This is a genomic window from Paenibacillus sp. 2TAB19, from assembly GCF_052115185.1.
GTDB lineage: Bacteria > Bacillota > Bacilli > Paenibacillales > Paenibacillaceae > Pristimantibacillus.
The window spans coordinates 139,498-156,426 of sequence record NZ_JBFRGE010000006.1 but is presented as its reverse complement, the minus strand read 5'-3'; the positions used below and the strand labels follow the sequence as shown (position 1 = coordinate 156,426).

Genomic DNA, 16,929 nt, shown 5'->3' with positions numbered 1-16,929 from the left:
GTCATTAAGTTAAGCTCAAAGTCAAGACCGGGAGTGAAAATGGAATCCGAAACGGCATGGGGAAAAAGCCCTGTGCCGTTTGTTTTTTGGTGCAAGCAGGAAAAAGCGTACAGCAAACTAAGCGGATGGAATATCCGCTTAAAAAATGTTCATGTGGAACGAATTATGCTACTCTGTAGACGAAGCTAACAGCTGATTTATAGCGGATTTTGCGCGTATTCTGCTGCCCTGGGCGAATGGGTCGAATCGGCAAAATGTTTTTGCGAATCAGTGCTTCAACATTTGGTGGGGGTTCATCATCCCTTAAGTGCAGGAAATGTCTACAAACGTGAACGGCGACCGTGAAGTTGACTTGGTAGGAGTGCCGTTTATCCATTTGCGAAATGACGACGTGCGAGGTCATCATTTCAGCGAAATTGTACATGATCATTCTTGCGAAAATCTCTTGGATGATGGACTCTTGCCTCTTTGCGTGAAAATTCGTCAGACCGACGGTGTATTTTAATGCCCGGAAAGAGGTTTCAATACCCCATCGCAGGTTATAAATGGATTTGATTTCATCGGGTGGGAAATCAGCGGCAGAAAGATTCGTAATGACGGTTTCATATGTGCCATTAGGCAGGACGAAGCGAACAACTCGAAAGGACATCGGGTAAAACAAGTGCTCATGCAAATCCAAAAAATCAAATGTGGAATGGGAAGGGACGAATTTGTAAATCTCGGGATGAGTCTTGACCTCTTTGGTTTGTTTTTTGGTGAGTGTTAGATGAACGTCCTGATCAAACGACCCGCTAGCGGGCAAACGCAAGCCCGAAAGAATGCCACTAGAATCCAAATCCTTGACCCGTATGACATAGTTCCAACCTTTGCGTTCAATATGCGCGAAATTGTTGTAACTTTCATAGCCTCTATCGGCAATAACGATGGTTTTGCCTTTGAATGGGGAACGGTCGACCATAGCAGCCAGCGCCCTTCCCTCGTTGCACAACCTTCTGGGCTGAACAATGGCATCCACGTAAAGCCTGTTGCAGAGATCATAGGCTGCGTTCAAATGCAAAAGGTTATAGCCTTTGGTGTTCCGTTGACTTTGAAAGTAGGTGTCCGTATCCGCAGCGTCCGTCACGATATGCAAATCCGAGCCGTCGACTGCAAGTAAGCGATACCCTCGATAGCACTTGATATCTGTATACGATTGCGTAAATTCGTGAAACAAGAATTCCACAGCAGACGGCAGGATTTTATTTCTCTGTTGGACAAAAGCAGATGTGGTTGCGGTGTTTATGTCATAGCCATGCGATTCCAAGAGTTCCTTATATATGCTGTTTCCACCCATTGAGATCAGGAGTTGCATAACCGTTTCAAAGGGCAGCTTTTTCTTTCGGGTAAAGTCTTTTTTAGGGTTTTTAACATAAGGTGCTGGTGCGGCTGACATTTCTCGTATGAGGGATGTCAGCGTTTTTTTTAGCGAATTCGCGTGCTCATTCATCGGCGAAACCTCCTTGTTTTTCAAAGGGGCTACGCCACACACTTCCAACTACTTGTCAAGTCCTATTTCTCTTTTTCGTGCAAAAAAAAGAGCGGGCTATCTTTTCGATAACCTGCTCTTGTTCTTGATTTTTGGCCCTGCGCCTTAACTTAATGACATTGGGCTGCGGCCCCGTCTCTTCTTTGGTTATGTTAGCGTCTTAACCTACGTTTACTTTGTTTCTTCCCGATTGTTTGGAGCGGTATAATGCGTCATCTGCCGTCTGCATCATGACCTCCAGCTCGCCCTGACTGTCATCGATGGAAGCGACCCCAATCGATACGGTAATAGGTTTCCCAATTGGACTATCGGATTGTTCGATGGTTGTTCTAATATGCTCTGCAAGCAGATAGGATCCGTCTAGATTCATATTTGGCACAAGGATAACAAATTCTTCCCCGCCGTATCGGCAACAAACCACATCATCGTCATAGCTTGTCAGCTCTAACATTTTTTGAGCAAGAAACTTCAATACCTCATCGCCCATTGGGTGTCCATACGTATCGTTCACACATTTGAAGTGGTCAATATCGAGAATCATATAACAGAACGGCGTATTCGAATTAATCCAGCTCTGCAGCACCTTATCCATTGTTCGCCTGTTGTTTAACCCCGTCAACGTATCCTTTTGGGCTTCGGTCGAGAGCGTATGAATTTGTTCCTGCATCATGCTGATCGCTCTTGTCATTGCTTTTTGAAGCTRCTTGGCTTCATAGTACCAGCTCTGAGTTTTTGGAAACGGCATCGCTTGATTGCTTTCATTCAAATTTTCTGCGAAATGAGCGAGCTTATATAAAGGCCGGGAAATGTATCGGATCAAGACGAAGGCCAAAGCGATTAGCAATAAAATTAATGGAACGGAATACAGGCAAATGTTCCAAATCAAATTTCTAGCGGAAACCGTTACGGTAGAAGCAGGAGTTTGGGATACAATCCCCCAGCTGGCTTCCGGAACGGGAGCATATCCGGCGTTCATCTTTTCGCCAACCGTGTTCGTTACCACTTTTGTGCCGATATGGCCGCTTACGACTTGCTGAACAGCAGGGTTTTCCATCACGACATCGCCTATTCTCGTTTTGTCGGGGTGGTATAGCAGCTCGCCTTTGTTGGAAACGACATACACATAGGAGCCGCTGTCACTAGTGGTATGCGTGCCTAGTACGCTTTCTAATATATTTGATTCATGCAAATAGATGGAGCCAGCCAAAAAACCTTTGTAATCGCCTGACTGATCGAAGATTGGGACGGATACAAGAATAATGAAGCGTCCCGTAATGGCGATATAGGGCTCTGAAATTAACGGTTTCTTAAGCGCAAGCGCTTGTATCGCAGCATCGCTGGTCAACGTTTTGTTCACGACGCCGAGAGACTCCGGAGAGGTGAGCAGGACAAGACCTGCTTCGTTCACGACGAACAAGGAGTTGAACATATTATTGCTTCGTTTAATGAAGTTGAGCGCTAATTGAGCGTTCTTCAAATCTTGATGAGATATGTAATCGGCAGATTCKGTTAATGTTTTTTTGGCAGAGGTTAATAGATCGTTAGTCGTCTGGGCAAGCTTCTCCGCGTTGATTCGATTGAATTCGAGCGTGCTGGAGATGAGTGATTGTTTGTCACTGTTGTAACCGACAATAGCGCAGACGACAAGCGTGACGAGAACCGAGAAAACGATGAGTATATTAACTAAATTATTAAGGGTAAGTCCTCTGTGCTGTGTTCGCATAACGATGTACTCCTTGTCCCCAATTCACTGACATTACTGTATATATATTTATTACATTACAGTAATGATAGGTAAGCGTCAAAGACAAGTTGGGCTATAGGAAATAACATCATTGTCGTGTTTGGCGGGTTCAATGCCTCTTAAGCGTATAATGGTGGAATCTCTCACCGTCGATCTCGATCTGCCCGGCAGGTGTGAAGCCGCAGCGCAGAATGACCCCAATAGAGCCCGTATTATGCGTAAGGGCAAGCGCGTGAAGCTCCGTAACTTGGGCCTGAGTGAATAAATAATGAATTAGCCCTGATGCCGCTTGCGTCGCATAACCTTTGCCTCTATAATCTTTGGACACGGCGTACATAATCTCGCGATTCGGCTCTGGCAGCTCTTCCTTCGGACCCGTGCAGCACCAACCGATAAAAGCGCCGGTTTCCTTATGAATAATGCCTAAGCGAAGTCTTATATCGTGAATGGGACGTCCTTCCTCTACGGTCTTCAGAAATTGTTTGTTTTCCGGAATTTCATAGTTTACTATCCAGTCGGCGCGCTGCTCCTTCGGCACGTTCCAGTCCGGCAGAAACGTATGAATCTCCGGTTGCATCGTCAGCGCATGCAGTTCATCCAAGTCTTCAAGCTGGTATTCCCGCAAGTAGATATCTTTGCAGTCGATCGTAAATATTGGATTCATAGGGGATGATTGTTCTCCGTTCTAAAAATTGATTTTGTTTGTCGGGGCTGGTGCTGGTATTACTCTTTACTTTAACATGTGGCTGTTATGGAGCTATCGGTATAAAATGGTTTTAAAAAATTGATGTTTCATGTAATCAAGATCGCTTAGCGTGTCGCTAGTCGCGGGCTGCTGGCTAGATATTCGGGTTAAGAAGGCTATATTGGATTTCTGCAGTGTAGAGAACCTCTACCCCATATCGGCAAAAGTTAATGCAAATATCCAATATAGACACTACTAGTGAGGTCATTTCAATAGTAGTGTACCGAATTAAATAGTTGTGTTGACATTCCTTTCGCTGCGTGTATATAATGTGTGCAATATCAAACATTCGGATCATGCCTATGAAGAGATTCCAACTCGGAGGCGTTCTCGTCAAGAGTGTTCCCTAGCGGAATACGTCCTAAGTTAACCGGCCCGCCCGTTACCGCGGAACCAAGAGGATCGAGTCAGCGCTTGTCGCTGCTTCGGTCAAGTTGGGTGGCACCGCGAGCAGACGCTCCTCGTCCCAATAAGACGAGGGCGTCTTTTTGTTTTCCAAAAAACGAGGAAACGGACGGTGCAACATGCAAAACATGAAGCGGAATTACAATTTCAACCCGGGACCGGCGGCGCTGCCGCTGGAAGTATTGGAGGAGGCGCAGCGGCAATTCGTTGCCTACGGCGGAGGCGGCATGTCGATTATGGAGATGTCGCACCGGAGTGCGGCGGTGGAGCGGATGGTTGCGGAGACGGAGGAGCTGTTCAAGAAATTGCTTGGACTTCCCGATACGTACCGGATCTTGTTCATGGGCGGCGGAGCAAGCATGCAATTCGGTCTCATCCCGATGAACTTTCTGAAGGAGGGACGGGCGGCGCATTATATACTGTCGGGCAGCTTCTCGGATAAAGCCTATTCGGAGGCTCGCGCTGTCGGCAAGGCGGTCGTGGCGGCGAGCAGCAAGGATGCGAAGTGGCGCGTGCTGCCGGATACCGCTGATCTGCCGATCGGGGAGGATGTCGCTTACGTCCATATAACGACGAACAATACGATTGAAGGCTCGCAGTTCGGCTATATTCCGGAAACGAAAGGAGTGCCGCTGATCGGCGATATGACGAGCGACATCATGAGCCGTAAGCTCGACTTCAGCCGATTCGCAATGTTCTATGCGGGAGCGCAAAAGAATCTAGGACCGGCGGGAGTGACGGTAGCCGCGATTCATGAAAGCTTGCTTGCCGACTGCTCGGATCGTATTCCGACGATTATGAAGTACAGCACGTACGCGGACAACGACTCGCTGTACAATACGCCTCCGGTTCATTCGCTCTATATGACGAAGCTCGTATTGGAATGGACCGAACGCCTTGGCGGCGTTGCGGCAATGGAGCGGCTGAGTCAGCAGAAAGCAGCTATGCTCTACGGCGTTATCGATGCAAGCGACGGCTTCTATCAAGGCGTTATAGAGAAGCCTTATCGTTCGAGCATGAACGTAACTTGGCGCATGAAGGACGAGGCGCTGGAACGGGACTTGATCGGTGCAGCAGAGGAGCGCGGCATCGAAGGACTGGCCGGACATCGCAGCGTCGGCGGCTTGCGTGCGTCGATCTATAACGCAGTTTCGCTTGAGGCGTGCGAGGCGCTTGCCGACTTGATGACCGAATTCAAGCGGACTCGCGGATAGGGAGGAATGCACATGCTGAACATGGCATTTATTCGCGAACAGCAAGCGGTGCTTGAGCAGATTGCGGCTAAGAAAGGTATCGAAGTCTCCATCCCCGAGCTGCTCGAGCTTGATGATAAGAAGCGCGGCTTGCAGCAAATGATTGATGGTCTGCGGCATACGCGCAATGAACTCTCGGAGCAAATCGGCATGAAGCTGTCGAAGGGCGAGCAGCAGGATGCGGAGAGGATGAAGCAAGAGGTAAGGCAGACGAATGCGGCTTTAACGGAATTGGAGGCCGAGCTTGGTGAATTGAATATTAAGCATGAGCGTTTGCTGCTGCTTGTGCCTAATCTCGTATCGCCCGATACACCCGACGGGGCATCGGATGCAGACAATGTGGAGATTAGGAAAAACGGCGAGCCTCCTGGATTTGAATTCGAGCCGAAAAATCATGTGGAGCTGGCCGAGCAACTCGGCATGCTCGACATCGCGCGCGGTGTCAAGATCGGCGGCAGCCGCAACTATGTGCTGAAGGGAGCTGGCTTCCATTTGCATCACGCCGTTCAACGCCTGGCGATGGATGTGCTCGAAGCAGACGGCTTCACGCCAATGGATGTGCCGATGATGGCTCGGGGCGAGTCGTTCCGCCATTCGGGGTTCCTGCCGCTCGGACAGGAGCAGCTTTTCCGCCTTGAGGAGGACAATAAATACCTCGTCGGCACCTCGGAGGTAAGCCTCATATCGGGCTTCAGCGACGAGATCGTGAATGCTCGCGAACCGATCCGACTAGCGGCAATGTCGGCCTGCTTCCGCCAAGAGATAGGCTCGGCGGGACGGGATGTGCATGGATTGTACCGCGTGCATCAGTTCGCGAAGGTCGAGCAGGTTGTTATCTGCGAGAATGACCCGGCGCTATCGGAGCGTATGCTTCAAGAGATGACTGCGAATGCGGAGCGAATTCTGCAACTGCTGGAGCTCCCTTACCGGGTCGTGGCCGTATGTATCGGCGATATGTCGCAGAAGACGTATAAACAATACGATGTCGAGACCTGGATGCCGAGTAGGCAAGCGTACGGGGAGACGCACTCGTCGTCGAACTTGCTCGACTTCCAGGCTCGCCGCGCCAACATTCGTTACCGTGCGGCTGACGGGAAGCTGCGTTATTGTCACACGCTTAACAATACGGCTGTGGCAACGCCTAGAATTTTAATTCCTCTGCTTGAGAATCATCAGCGTGAGGATGGCAGCATCTACATTCCGAAAGCGCTGCGGCCTTATATGAAAGGCATGGAATATATAGAAGGCTAGCCGCAGCTTCCACAGATGAAAGGCGTCCGCTTCGATCGAAGGATCGATGCTGGACGCCTTTTTGCGTGTGCCTGYTCAAGCGCTCAATGTATTTCGCGTCGTCGGGCGCTTCTTCCTGCGGATCAGCCATTCCGCCACAAACAGATTCGGAATCCAGCAGATCCAGGCGATCACGGCATAATAGATATCAAAGACTTCTTGCCCGAATAAAACCATGGACAGCGGCAAATAAGCGCGAAGCGTTACGCCGGCGAAAGCAAGCGCGTAGCTCCGCAGCATCCACTTGCCATGCGCAGCGGGATCGCGGCGAACGATAATCGCCGCTATGCCGATGCCCGTTGAGATAAGCCATACGATCGCAAGTAGACCGAAACCTAACATGCCGGAGATACCTCCGGATGCATAGAACGACAAGTAGAGGCCTGTTACTCCGCCAACTGCTATTGCAAGCGTATAGAGCATGCCAATGGCCCGATGTAAGCCCAGATGCGTCAGGCGCAGCCTTTTCACAAACTGCAACCAGCCGATGAGCAAGGCGAATGCCGCCGACATGGCATGCACGGTGAGCCACGTCATCCAGCTTCCGCTCAGCTCCATCTCTTCTTTTTGCTGAACGAACGGAGTTTCCCTGCCGTCAAGAACGCCGTATAATACAAATCCGTATAAGGCGATTGCAATTGCAAATATAGCTGTAACCCAGATGCCTACACTGCTTTTCTTCTTCATCGCTAGCCCTCCTTATTCTTTATTGACCTATGGTCAGTTAAGGGAATAACTTTACCCTCTGCGGCGTGATGGACTCGCAGCAAGGCAAGCATTAATCTACTGCCTAAATGCCGCCTAGAAGGAAGGTTGCATATTGCTCGGCAGACGATAGAACATCGGCATAAGCGCGTTTCATCGCAATGTGACGGGATACGAAGCCGTGAAGTCCAAGAAACAGCATCCAAGCTGTAGCATTGCCTTCCTCCCCTATTCGATCAATGCACACTTGCACTGTTTCGGAGAAACGATTAAAGCAGCGCATCTGGTCGGCGGCGACATTGCAATCAAGCTCAGGATCGTTCATCATGAACATCATTTCATACGATTGCGGACGATCGAGGCCAAACTTGATGTAGCCGGTCAGCACTTCATGAAGCAGCGTTATGCATGGAGTCTTTCCGGCAATCGTCTGCTCAAGAACATCGCGAAGGCGGTCAAAATCTTGTTCGACAACTCGGGCGTACAACTCGGCTTTATCTTTAAAGTGATAGTAGATCGCTCCGTGACTGCAGCCTAGGCTTAACGCCAGCGCGCGCATCGATACCGCGCGATAGCCGAATTCAATGAATCGCTCGCGGGCAGCCTCTAATATTTGATCTCGCCCCAGTTCATTGGCTGCGGTAGGTCTAGGGCTCATTAACTTCCCTCCTTATATGGTGAATTGATTATGTTCGTCATAAGCAAGATGTAGCTCCATTATTGACCGATGTTCAATTAAAATCAACCATTATTTTCAAGTTACGAATTAAGGGTGAAGAATTGAAATTTGGCGTGCGGATATAAATAAAGAGGGCAGCAAGATTTTACAAGGCGAATTAATGGTATAATGGATGCTATCGACAAGAATGGAACGATAATGACGATGTTGGAGTGGTGAAGCAAGCATGGTAAAAGCAAAAGGCGGAACAGGTAGAGGCACGGATAAGAAAGGCTGGAATCGATGGCAGGCCAGCGCTAAGAAGAAAGCTGCGAAAAAAATATTCGGCAAGCCGCAAGGCGCTAAAGGCGCAGATGCAAAGGGCGCAGACGCAGCAGCGAAAACGACGGCGGCTAAGAAGCCGCAATAAAGCAGGTGATTCCATGGAAGACCATACACATGCATCGCCTTCGACAGAAGCAGAGGCAGAAGCAAAAGCGATGTTCGAGCAATATAGAGGCAGTCTTGTAGCCATGCACAAAGCAGGTGTATTAGTACCGTATAAGGCGCATGGCATAAGTGTGGAGATAGAGGCGCATTGGTACTCGGAAATAATTGAGTCGCTTGCCAGCCAGCTGTCGATTATGAACGGGGAAGCGGTGACCGAGCTGGAGACGATGGCTAAATATTACCCATCTCCTGCAATATTGGAGCGGGTAGTGATGTTCGCCTCGCGGCATATCTCTGGCGCGGATAGCTTGGTCAAGCTTGTCTATGCGGAGAAAATGATTCAGCTCATCAAGTTGATGAAAAAAACAATAACGCCCGATCTATTGCATAGCGCATGCAAAGCAACAGATCGGACGCTTCGAGACCTTATATCGCAGCCGCTCATTGTGGATGAAGGCCATTCGTTGYAGTCGTTTCAATTGAGAGACAAGCGTGCGCTCAATCTAAGAGCCAAGAACAGCTTGGATCAAATCGAAGAGCTGCTAAATTGAGGTAGCTTAGTAGTAAATAGGCTGCTATATTGGATTTCTGCAGGATAGAGCACCTCTAATGGAACACATTCGCTGCTTTACTGGCTAATCTAGCTTCCTCGGCAAGCCCAATATTCCTCGCATTCTACCGCTTTCCAAAAAATAAGATCACAGCAAGGCTTGCCACGGCAAGAAGCAGCATAAAGAGATCCTCTCATCAAAAGCTTGTTACGGCAATTCAATGCGGACAGGCTAGTATATTTTTTTCTATAAGCTTGTAACATTTGGAATAACCGTTGCGTTAGAAGATTGAATACAGGAGGTGCTTCTAATGCAACAACATTTAGTTGCTGTAATTGCCCATCCCGATGATGAATTTATGGCAGCAGGCTTGCTCATACGGGCCAAATCGCTTGGATACAGTACGCATTTGATTTGCGGCACGCAAGGAGAGGCAGGCCGTATCAAAGGGCAGCATTTTCGCGGCAATAGGGACGAGGAGCTGAGTACGATCAGGCAGAAGGAATTCGGCGTGTCCTGCCTTCTCTTGAATATAGACAGCTATCACAATCTCGGCTTGCCGGATCATGGGGCTGAATCATGGAATATCGAAGAGTCGGCTGCGGAGCTGGAAGCAATTCTGTTAAGCATTGGCTCCTCGGTTATTGTTACGTTCAATAGTGACGGCGGCAATCGTCATCCAGACCATGTCGGCATGCACCAGATGACGGTGCAGGCGTTCGGCGGGCTGCCTAAGAACGATTACATACTCTATTTCAGTACGCTGTTTCCAAAAAGCTTCTCGGAGGCCCATACGTTGCTGAAGCTTCCTCCGCCGATCATGGATCAAATTACGATCAATGACAGCGAGGTATCCGCCATCGTCGCCTTATCCAAGGAAGAGCATCTTATGAAGCTTACCGTCCTTGATATATACAGAAGCCAATTTCCGGATGAACGAGGTTTTTATTATAAAATGCCTTTGAAAATGCTGGAGACGGTATCGAGGTACGAGTGTTACGAAAACTTTGCTGGAGGGGCAGGTGCAGATCCTTCGCATACAAGCCGCTCTGACATGTTGTTTGATATGTTTTTGTGAGAGATTACATACATATAAAGAAATGGAGCAAATCGCATGGAGCCATTAAGCTACGAGATTTACGTCGGGGCAGCGCCCGAAACGGTTTGGAACGTCTTTTTGTCGCCTGAAGGGACGCGGGCGATCTTCTTCGGAAGCGTGCTGAGGTCGACTTTCGAGGTGGGAGCTCGATACGAATACATAGGTCCGGGCAGCGAAGGCGAAGAAACGGTGCATGTGTACGGCGAAATATTGGAATTCGATGTGAATAAAAGAATGAGCTATACGGAACATGCAGGCCCGTCGTATCGGGCTAATCATGCGGAGCTGGAGACGAGGATTACGCTTACGCTGGAGCCAGTCGGCAGCACAACGAAGCTGACTCTCGTTAATGATCAGTGGCCGGACAACCATCCCTCCTATGCGAATACGAAGAAGAGCTGGCCGATGATATTGAGCAATGTGAAGAGTTATGTCGAGACAGGCAAGACGCTCGACTTTGGTTGGTAAAATTAAATCGATAATGGTGCTGCTGTGCAAAAGGCCGCTCCTGCATGCTTTAGGCGAGAAGCCTACGGCATTGCAGGAGCGGCCTTTTGCCGATTCTAGCACTTCTAAGGATAATAGGTGAAGCCGGGAAAGCGGACAACGGGCGACTTAACCTTATGCAGCTTGTTCGTGAACGCTTCATCGACGTTCAGGTTGCTCTCGACGAGCGGCTTAGGCGTGAGCGCCATCCATTGATTCAGTGAAATGTCGAGGAAGCGGTCGCTCTTGAACATTTCGAGAAACCATAACGACTGCTCGCCTGTATTTTGGATATAGTGGCCGTAGGCAAAAGGCACGTATCCGACGTCGCCGGCTCGGTAATTGAACGTGCGCGCGACGCCGTTGCCGGCGAATACGGTCATCCTGCCTTGACCGCTCAAGTAATATTGCCACTCGTCTTGATTCGGATGCCAGTGAAGCTCGCGCATGCCGCCGGGCTTGATCTCCACTAGCGCTGCCGCTATGGTCTTGGCAATCGGAAAATTGGTCGAGTCCACGATTCTTACGCTTCCGCCTGACGTCTTGATCGGCGGCTGCGCCAGCAGCCGATGCTTGAAGCTGAGCGGAATGGTGCCGTAAGGCGAAGCGATGGCTTCTGATTGGATTGGCCCTGGAACATCGGTCTGATAAATATATACCTGTTCGCTTGGAATGCGGCTAAAGTCGCTGACCGGCACGCCGAAGTTCGCCGATAGCACGTCGGGCGGCGTATGCGCGAACCAATCGGAGATCGATAGCGTGTTAAGGTCGGAGAAGCTGCCGTCATCGAAGACGAGCAGAAATTCGCAACCTTCGGCGAGCCCTTGTATGGAGTGGGGCAAGCCGGCGGGAAAATACCATAGATCGCCTTCCTCGATATCGGCGATGAAGTTCCGTCCTTGTGCGTCAACGGATGTGATGCGCGCGCTGCCAAGCAGCATATAAGCCCATTCGGCTTGCTGATGCCAATGCATCTCGCGCACGCCTCCTGCGGTGAGACGCATGTTCACGCCTGCCAGCGTAGTAGCGATCGGCAGGTCCCGCACCGTTATTTCCCGCGACCAGCCGCCCTCGTTCAGCTGCATATGCGTATCCGAGAACGCGAACTTCAAGTTCGGTATTAAGCCGGCATCCGTTGCCGGAGGAACGAGCATATCGGGATTCTCCCGATCTCTCATAATATCGCGCGGCCCGTTGTCCGTTGCCCCTTCATTGCCTCTAATCGGCTGCGGAATATCGCCATAGAAACTGCCGTATTTGGTTGCGTCTTTATCCATTCGTGGAAGCCCCTTTCCATCGAGCTGGTCCGTGTCGCATAGCGAAATGCTTCTACTTACAACTGTATGCCCAGAGCTTGCTTCATATGTTGAAGCTCATGCTTCAAGTACTGATATAGCTTCGAGACGGCAGGCTTCATCGGATGAAAGGAAGTATGGCATGTAATTCCGCTCGTCATATGAATGCCGTCAATATTGATCGTACGAATGACGGTGCCGGCTGGCGGCGGCTGCAGGATAACCATGGGAACGAGCGCAATGCCCAGTCCGTATGCGACATAATGCGGTAGAGCGGCCATGCTGCCAATTTCGATTGTGTCAGAGGCGGCAGAACCCTGTTGATGGAGCAGGAAAGAAAGCTGCTTGCGGTAAGGGCAATTGGCTGATGTGATCAGGAGACGATGTCCCTGAATATCTCTTAGCGCAATATTTGCTGCACCTGCAAGCGGGTGCTCCTCAGGCAGCAATAAGGCGAAGGGTTCGGTAAAGAGCGGTTCAAAATAAAGCCGCGTTCCCAGCTCGGGCGCGGAGCCTATTACAATATCAAGCTCATTCTGTTGCAGCCGATCGCAAAGTGTCGGCGTACTCGCTATCTCAATGGATATATGAATGCGAGGAAAGTCGGCCATGAATCTAGACAGTAAAGGCGGAAGACGGTAGCTGGCCGTTGGTTCGGTGACGCCTAAGCGGATATGGCCCGCCTCGCCCGAGCGCGCATCAGTTATAGCGGCTTGAAGCCGCTCCAAGTCTTGGGCAATAGGGAGACTCTGTTCATAGAACAGTCTGCCGGCCTCGGTCAGCTTGAATTTCGTTCCCCGTTCTATGAGTTGAACGCCGAGATCGTTCTCTAATCGCTGAATTTGCATCGTGACGGTCGACTGCGCGTAATTGAGTTCTTCGGCAGCACGTTTGAAGCTCCCGTAAGCGACGATGAGCTGGAACGATTTGATCGCTTTAAGGTCCATGGCAGCTGCATGCCTCCTTTTAAGAGTTCAATAATATTGAATTGACAATTCAGATAATTCAATTATACGTAATCGAGGCCGCGTAATAAAATAAGAATATGCATACAATTCGTTTAATCGAGGGGGAGCTTATATGGATGTACAGAACAAAGTCGCACTAATAACCGGAGGAGGAACGGGAATAGGAAGAGCAGTCTCGATTGAATTGGCAAGGCGGGGCGCAAGCGTTGTGATCAATTATGCGCATTCAGAATGCGAAGCGGAGGAGACGGTCCGTATTATCCAAGAAGCAGGAGGTCGGGCCGTTGCAGTCAAAGCCGATGTCTCCAAGGACAAGGAAGTTCGGGGGATGGTGGAGCTGGCATCACAAGCATTCGGGACAATCGATTTTCTCGTCAACAATGCGAGCATCACCAGGCATATACCGCTTGACGATCTGGATGCCGCAACCGAGGAAGTATGGGACGAGCTCTACGATGTCAACGTGAAGGGGATGTTCTTTTGCGCCAGGGCGGTTGCGCCTCTGATGAAGCAGAACAAGCAAGGAGCCATTGTCAATGTAGGAAGCATTGCCGGTCTGACGGGATTAGGCTCTTCGCTGCCTTATGCGGTGTCGAAAGCGGCCGTGCATGGATTAACTAAATCGCTTGCTCGTGCTCTTGCGCCAGCCATTCGAGTGAACAGCGTAGCGCCTGGCGCCGTAGCTACGAGATGGTGGGAAGGCCGCGAGGAGCAAATGAAGAAGTTAAGCGGTAACGTGCTGCTGGAACGGGTATCCTCGCCGGATGAAATCGCGATGCTCATTTGCTCGCTTTTGGAGCAGGATTCGATGACCGGGCAGATCGTAACCGCGGATTGCGGACAGACGCTCTAAACAGGTTGACGTTAGGAGTGAAAAAAAGCTGAGAATGGCGTCAAACGACGGCCGACTCAGCTTTTTTGTATGGTTGTATGGTTGTTAGCCGCTAGCTAGTGGCAACGTCATCAGTAAGGCTTTTTTTGCCCCATTTTTGCATCCATATATCCATTTCATTAAGCGCATAACGAAAGTCTTTTCCTTTGTCCGTAAGAGAATATTCAACGGTTACGGGCACGGTCGGAAATACTTCGCGGTTCACGATACCCGTTTTCTCCAGATGCCGCAGCGTGTCCGTTAGCGATTGCGTCTTCACGATCACTATGTTTCGTTGAAGCTGCTTGAATCTTTGCGGTCCTTTATTGAGCTCGGCAATGACGAGAAAAGACCATTTTGCTCCAAGAATTTGCAACACCTCGCAAATGGAAGACAGTTCTTGAACATTTTCCGYGCTATTCTCCGTCTGCTCACTCATAAAAGCTTCACCCTTCCTTATATACTCACTTATTGTAAGTAGATCCATTTAACAGGACAATGTCCAAATACTTTGCCTTCTTACATTAATATCGTTACCTTATTATAATGACAATTAATCGAGTAAATGCAAGTGTAAATTCGATTATTTTGTAGAGATGGAAGGGTGGAATTACAATGAACCGATTTATTGTTTACGTGATCGCGCTAGGCGCGTTTCTAGCCGGATCTGCTGAGCTTGTCGTATCTGGAGTGGTGAGTACGATCGCTATCGATATGGATATTTCGTTAGCCTTGGCGGGGCAACTGGTGACGGCTTTCTCGCTTTCGTTCGCTATTGGTACGCCAATCCTGATTGCTTTAACGGCACGCTGGGCTCGTAAAAAAGTGCTGGCTGGAGCCATTGCCGTATTTGTCTTCGGCAGCCTCGTTGCGCTGTTTAGCTTTAATTATGAGACTTTAATTGTATCGCGTATTATTCTTGGAGCCAGTGCGGGGGTGTACTCGGTTGTTGCCATTAGCTCGGTAGCGAAGCTCGTTCCCCCGAACCGAATCGGCGCTGCTATCGGAACGATTGCTTTCGGCTTCAGCGCCGCGATGGCTCTTGGTGTCCCTATTGGGGTAGCGATTGCCGATTGGTGGGGCTGGAGGTCGATCTTCATCGTGCTTGGTGCGCTTAGCTTGGTCATTCTGTTTATTCTGCTACTCATGCTGCCGCAAATCGAAGGGGATGCGCATGCTTCATTCCGGTCGCAGCTTACCGTATTACGCAAGCCTGCCATTAGCACGGGGCTTCTCATCTCGCTTATGGTATGCGTAAGCCATGCGGTGCTGTTAACGTATATTGCGCCTTTCTTGACGGATATTCTTCATATGAACAATGTGGCGCTTGGCGCAGTCATGCTGATGCTTGGGGTGTTCGGCGCCATAGGTTCGCGGATCGGGGGTTACGGAGCGGATAGATGGGGCGCAGGACAAATGATCGTGGGCAGCTTGATTATTACTTCGCTGTCGCTTGCCCTCGTGCCAGTCTTCACGATCGTTCTCATCGTTGAGCTGGCGCTGCTGGCGTTATGGATGAGCTCGGTCTTTATGACGGCGCCGGCGCTAAATATGCATTTCATTCAGCAATCGCCGCAGTCCTCCAACTTCGTGCTTAGCATCAATTTGTCCATCATCCATCTAGGCATTTCGCTTGGGGCTGGAATGGGTGGAGCGGCTGTTAACGCTGCCGATACCGTGCTTTACCATCCTTGGTTCGCAAGCGGAGCGGCTTTGCTGGGGCTCGCTGCAGCGGCGTTATCGTTGTCGCTGCGGAAGAAGCAGGTCCGTCCGATTGCGCAATAATATAGCAAAGCCCTGCTGCCATGAATGGGAGCAGGGCTTTACCCTTACTTATAGGAGCTCAAGCCACTGCTCTTGGGTGACGGGGCCGAAATAGTACGGCAGATCGATGCCGCTCACGAGCTCCTTCAGCGCAGCCGCGTCATACCGGGTGCCGATGAGGCGTTGCGCGACTTCGCCGCTGTCGCCTCTGCCGAAGAAGTCGCCGAAGATGGCTGCATCTACGATGACGCCTTCCTCGACCTGCAGGCGCACGTCGAAGGTTCCGGCGCCTTCGATCCGCTTCACCTGACGCATGTTGAAGGCAGGCGAGCGTCCGTAGTTCCATTCCCAGCTGCGGTAGCGCTCGTCCGCTAATTTTTGCACATTCGCCCAGTCCTGCTCAGTCAGGTCATAGAATGGAATTTCGCTCTGATCCTCGAAGATCGATGCCAGAATATGCTGACGGAATTGGTCGATTGTCATCGGTTCAGCCAGAAACTCCGTAATGTTCGCTACGCGGCTGCGTATCGATTTTGTCGATTTCGACACATATTTCTCGGCATTTGCTTTCAGCGCGGATACGACGTTCTCCATCTCCGAATCGAATAGCAGCGTGCCATGACTGAACATTTTGCCTTTGGTGGAAAACTGCGCATTGCCCGAGATTTTGCGCTCGCCGACCTGAAGATCGTTGCGTCCCGTCATCTCGGCATCAACGCCAAGCTTGCGAAGCGCACGGACGACAGGCTCCGTGAATTTCTTGAAGTTGTGGAACGATTGTCCGTCATCCTTCATGATGAAGCTAAAATTGAGGTTGCCGAGATCGTGATAGACAGCCCCGCCCCCCGACAGACGCCGAACGACGTGCAGCTTGTTCGCTTCGACATATTCGGCGTTGACCTCTTCGACCGTATTTTGATTTTTGCCGATGATGATCGAAGGCTCATTAATATAGAAAAGCAAATAATCGTCGTTGTCAGGCAACGAACGAAGAATATATTCCTCCAAAGCCAGGTTAAGCGCCGGATCAGTTATGTTGTTATTGCTTATGAAACGCATCGTCTCACTCCTTCATTAGTTGCGGTTACACGCATTATACTCCGTAGCGAAGCGGCGTTCA

The 16,929-nt window shown here is 50.1% G+C and carries 17 protein-coding genes; 8 read left to right on the top strand and 9 right to left on the bottom strand.

Annotation, left to right across the window (positions count from 1 at the left end; translation table 11 throughout):
* Positions 1-163: 163 nt before the first annotated feature.
* The 3 genes from AB4Z33_RS04610 to AB4Z33_RS04600 all read right to left on the bottom strand — a co-directional run bounded on the left by AB4Z33_RS04610 (position 164) and on the right by AB4Z33_RS04600 (position 3,933).
* Entirely contained in the window at positions 164-1,486 is a 1,323-nt protein-coding gene (locus tag AB4Z33_RS04610; protein WP_442048788.1) for an IS4 family transposase, read from the bottom strand.
* A gap of 199 nt (positions 1,487-1,685) precedes the next feature.
* Positions 1,686-3,248, bottom strand: a complete 1,563-nt coding sequence (locus tag AB4Z33_RS04605) for a sensor domain-containing diguanylate cyclase (RefSeq protein WP_442048787.1) — start codon at positions 3,246-3,248, stop codon at positions 1,686-1,688.
* 130 nt (positions 3,249-3,378) lie between these two features.
* The gene (locus tag AB4Z33_RS04600) at positions 3,379-3,933 is read right to left on the bottom strand and encodes a GNAT family N-acetyltransferase (protein WP_442048786.1); all 555 of its coding nucleotides are present in this window, start codon (positions 3,931-3,933) and stop codon (positions 3,379-3,381) included.
* 605 nt (positions 3,934-4,538) lie between these two features.
* Here AB4Z33_RS04600 and serC point away from each other — a divergent pair.
* A complete protein-coding gene (serC, locus tag AB4Z33_RS04595) occupies positions 4,539-5,633 on the top strand; it encodes a 3-phosphoserine/phosphohydroxythreonine transaminase (RefSeq protein ID WP_442048785.1) in 1,095 nt (364 codons plus the stop codon).
* Between the two features lie 12 nt (positions 5,634-5,645).
* A complete protein-coding gene (gene serS, locus AB4Z33_RS04590) occupies positions 5,646-6,923 on the top strand; it encodes a serine--tRNA ligase (RefSeq protein ID WP_442048784.1) in 1,278 nt (425 codons plus the stop codon).
* 75 nt (positions 6,924-6,998) lie between these two features.
* Here serS and AB4Z33_RS04585 read toward each other — a convergent pair whose 3' ends face one another.
* Together AB4Z33_RS04585 and AB4Z33_RS04580 are read right to left on the bottom strand one after the other, a co-directional pair.
* Entirely contained in the window at positions 6,999-7,649 is a 651-nt protein-coding gene (locus tag AB4Z33_RS04585) for a DUF2306 domain-containing protein (protein WP_442048783.1), read from the bottom strand.
* A 103-nt stretch (positions 7,650-7,752) separates the two neighbouring features.
* Complete coding sequence (locus AB4Z33_RS04580; RefSeq protein WP_442048782.1) at positions 7,753-8,325, bottom strand: TetR/AcrR family transcriptional regulator; 573 nt, start codon at positions 8,323-8,325, stop codon at positions 7,753-7,755.
* Between the two features lie 247 nt (positions 8,326-8,572).
* On the opposite strand from AB4Z33_RS04580, the gene AB4Z33_RS04575 reads away from it, so the two are divergent.
* From AB4Z33_RS04575 to AB4Z33_RS04560, 4 genes are all read left to right on the top strand, one after another.
* Positions 8,573-8,755 (top strand): DUF3934 family protein, encoded by a 183-nt coding sequence (locus AB4Z33_RS04575; protein ID WP_442048781.1) that lies wholly within the window; start codon positions 8,573-8,575, stop codon positions 8,753-8,755.
* Between the two features lie 13 nt (positions 8,756-8,768).
* On the top strand, positions 8,769-9,326 hold the full coding sequence (locus AB4Z33_RS04570; RefSeq protein WP_442048780.1) for a hypothetical protein: 558 nt from the start codon (positions 8,769-8,771) through the stop codon (positions 9,324-9,326).
* 310 nt (positions 9,327-9,636) lie between these two features.
* A complete protein-coding gene (locus AB4Z33_RS04565; protein ID WP_442048779.1) occupies positions 9,637-10,404 on the top strand; it encodes a PIG-L family deacetylase in 768 nt (255 codons plus the stop codon).
* A 36-nt stretch (positions 10,405-10,440) separates the two neighbouring features.
* Positions 10,441-10,893: an SRPBCC family protein gene (locus AB4Z33_RS04560; RefSeq protein ID WP_442048778.1), complete on the top strand. Its 453-nt coding sequence runs from the start codon at positions 10,441-10,443 to the stop codon at positions 10,891-10,893.
* 104 nt (positions 10,894-10,997) lie between these two features.
* Here AB4Z33_RS04560 and AB4Z33_RS04555 read toward each other — a convergent pair whose 3' ends face one another.
* Both AB4Z33_RS04555 and AB4Z33_RS04550 read right to left on the bottom strand, forming a co-directional pair.
* A complete protein-coding gene (locus AB4Z33_RS04555) occupies positions 10,998-12,188 on the bottom strand; it encodes an oxalate decarboxylase family bicupin (protein ID WP_442048777.1) in 1,191 nt (396 codons plus the stop codon).
* Positions 12,189-12,244: 56 nt separating this feature from the next.
* Complete coding sequence (locus AB4Z33_RS04550) at positions 12,245-13,153, bottom strand: LysR family transcriptional regulator (RefSeq protein ID WP_442048776.1); 909 nt, start codon at positions 13,151-13,153, stop codon at positions 12,245-12,247.
* Positions 13,154-13,286: 133 nt separating this feature from the next.
* Between AB4Z33_RS04550 and AB4Z33_RS04545 the strand changes: the two genes are divergently transcribed.
* Positions 13,287-14,027 carry an SDR family NAD(P)-dependent oxidoreductase gene (locus AB4Z33_RS04545; RefSeq protein ID WP_442048775.1) on the top strand — a complete coding sequence of 247 codons (741 nt, stop codon included), beginning with the start codon at positions 13,287-13,289 and terminating at the stop codon, positions 14,025-14,027.
* Between the two features lie 91 nt (positions 14,028-14,118).
* Here the strand turns inward: AB4Z33_RS04545 and AB4Z33_RS04540 are convergent, their stop codons facing one another.
* Positions 14,119-14,484, bottom strand: coding sequence for a winged helix-turn-helix transcriptional regulator (locus AB4Z33_RS04540; RefSeq protein ID WP_442048774.1), 366 nt, complete (start codon positions 14,482-14,484; stop codon positions 14,119-14,121).
* 176 nt (positions 14,485-14,660) lie between these two features.
* Between AB4Z33_RS04540 and AB4Z33_RS04535 the strand changes: the two genes are divergently transcribed.
* Positions 14,661-15,830, top strand: coding sequence for an MFS transporter (locus tag AB4Z33_RS04535; RefSeq protein WP_442048773.1), 1,170 nt, complete (start codon positions 14,661-14,663; stop codon positions 15,828-15,830).
* A 48-nt stretch (positions 15,831-15,878) separates the two neighbouring features.
* Here the strand turns inward: AB4Z33_RS04535 and AB4Z33_RS04530 are convergent, their stop codons facing one another.
* Positions 15,879-16,868: a lipoate--protein ligase gene (locus tag AB4Z33_RS04530; RefSeq protein WP_442048772.1), complete on the bottom strand. Its 990-nt coding sequence runs from the start codon at positions 16,866-16,868 to the stop codon at positions 15,879-15,881.
* Between the last annotated feature and the right edge of the window lie 61 nt (positions 16,869-16,929).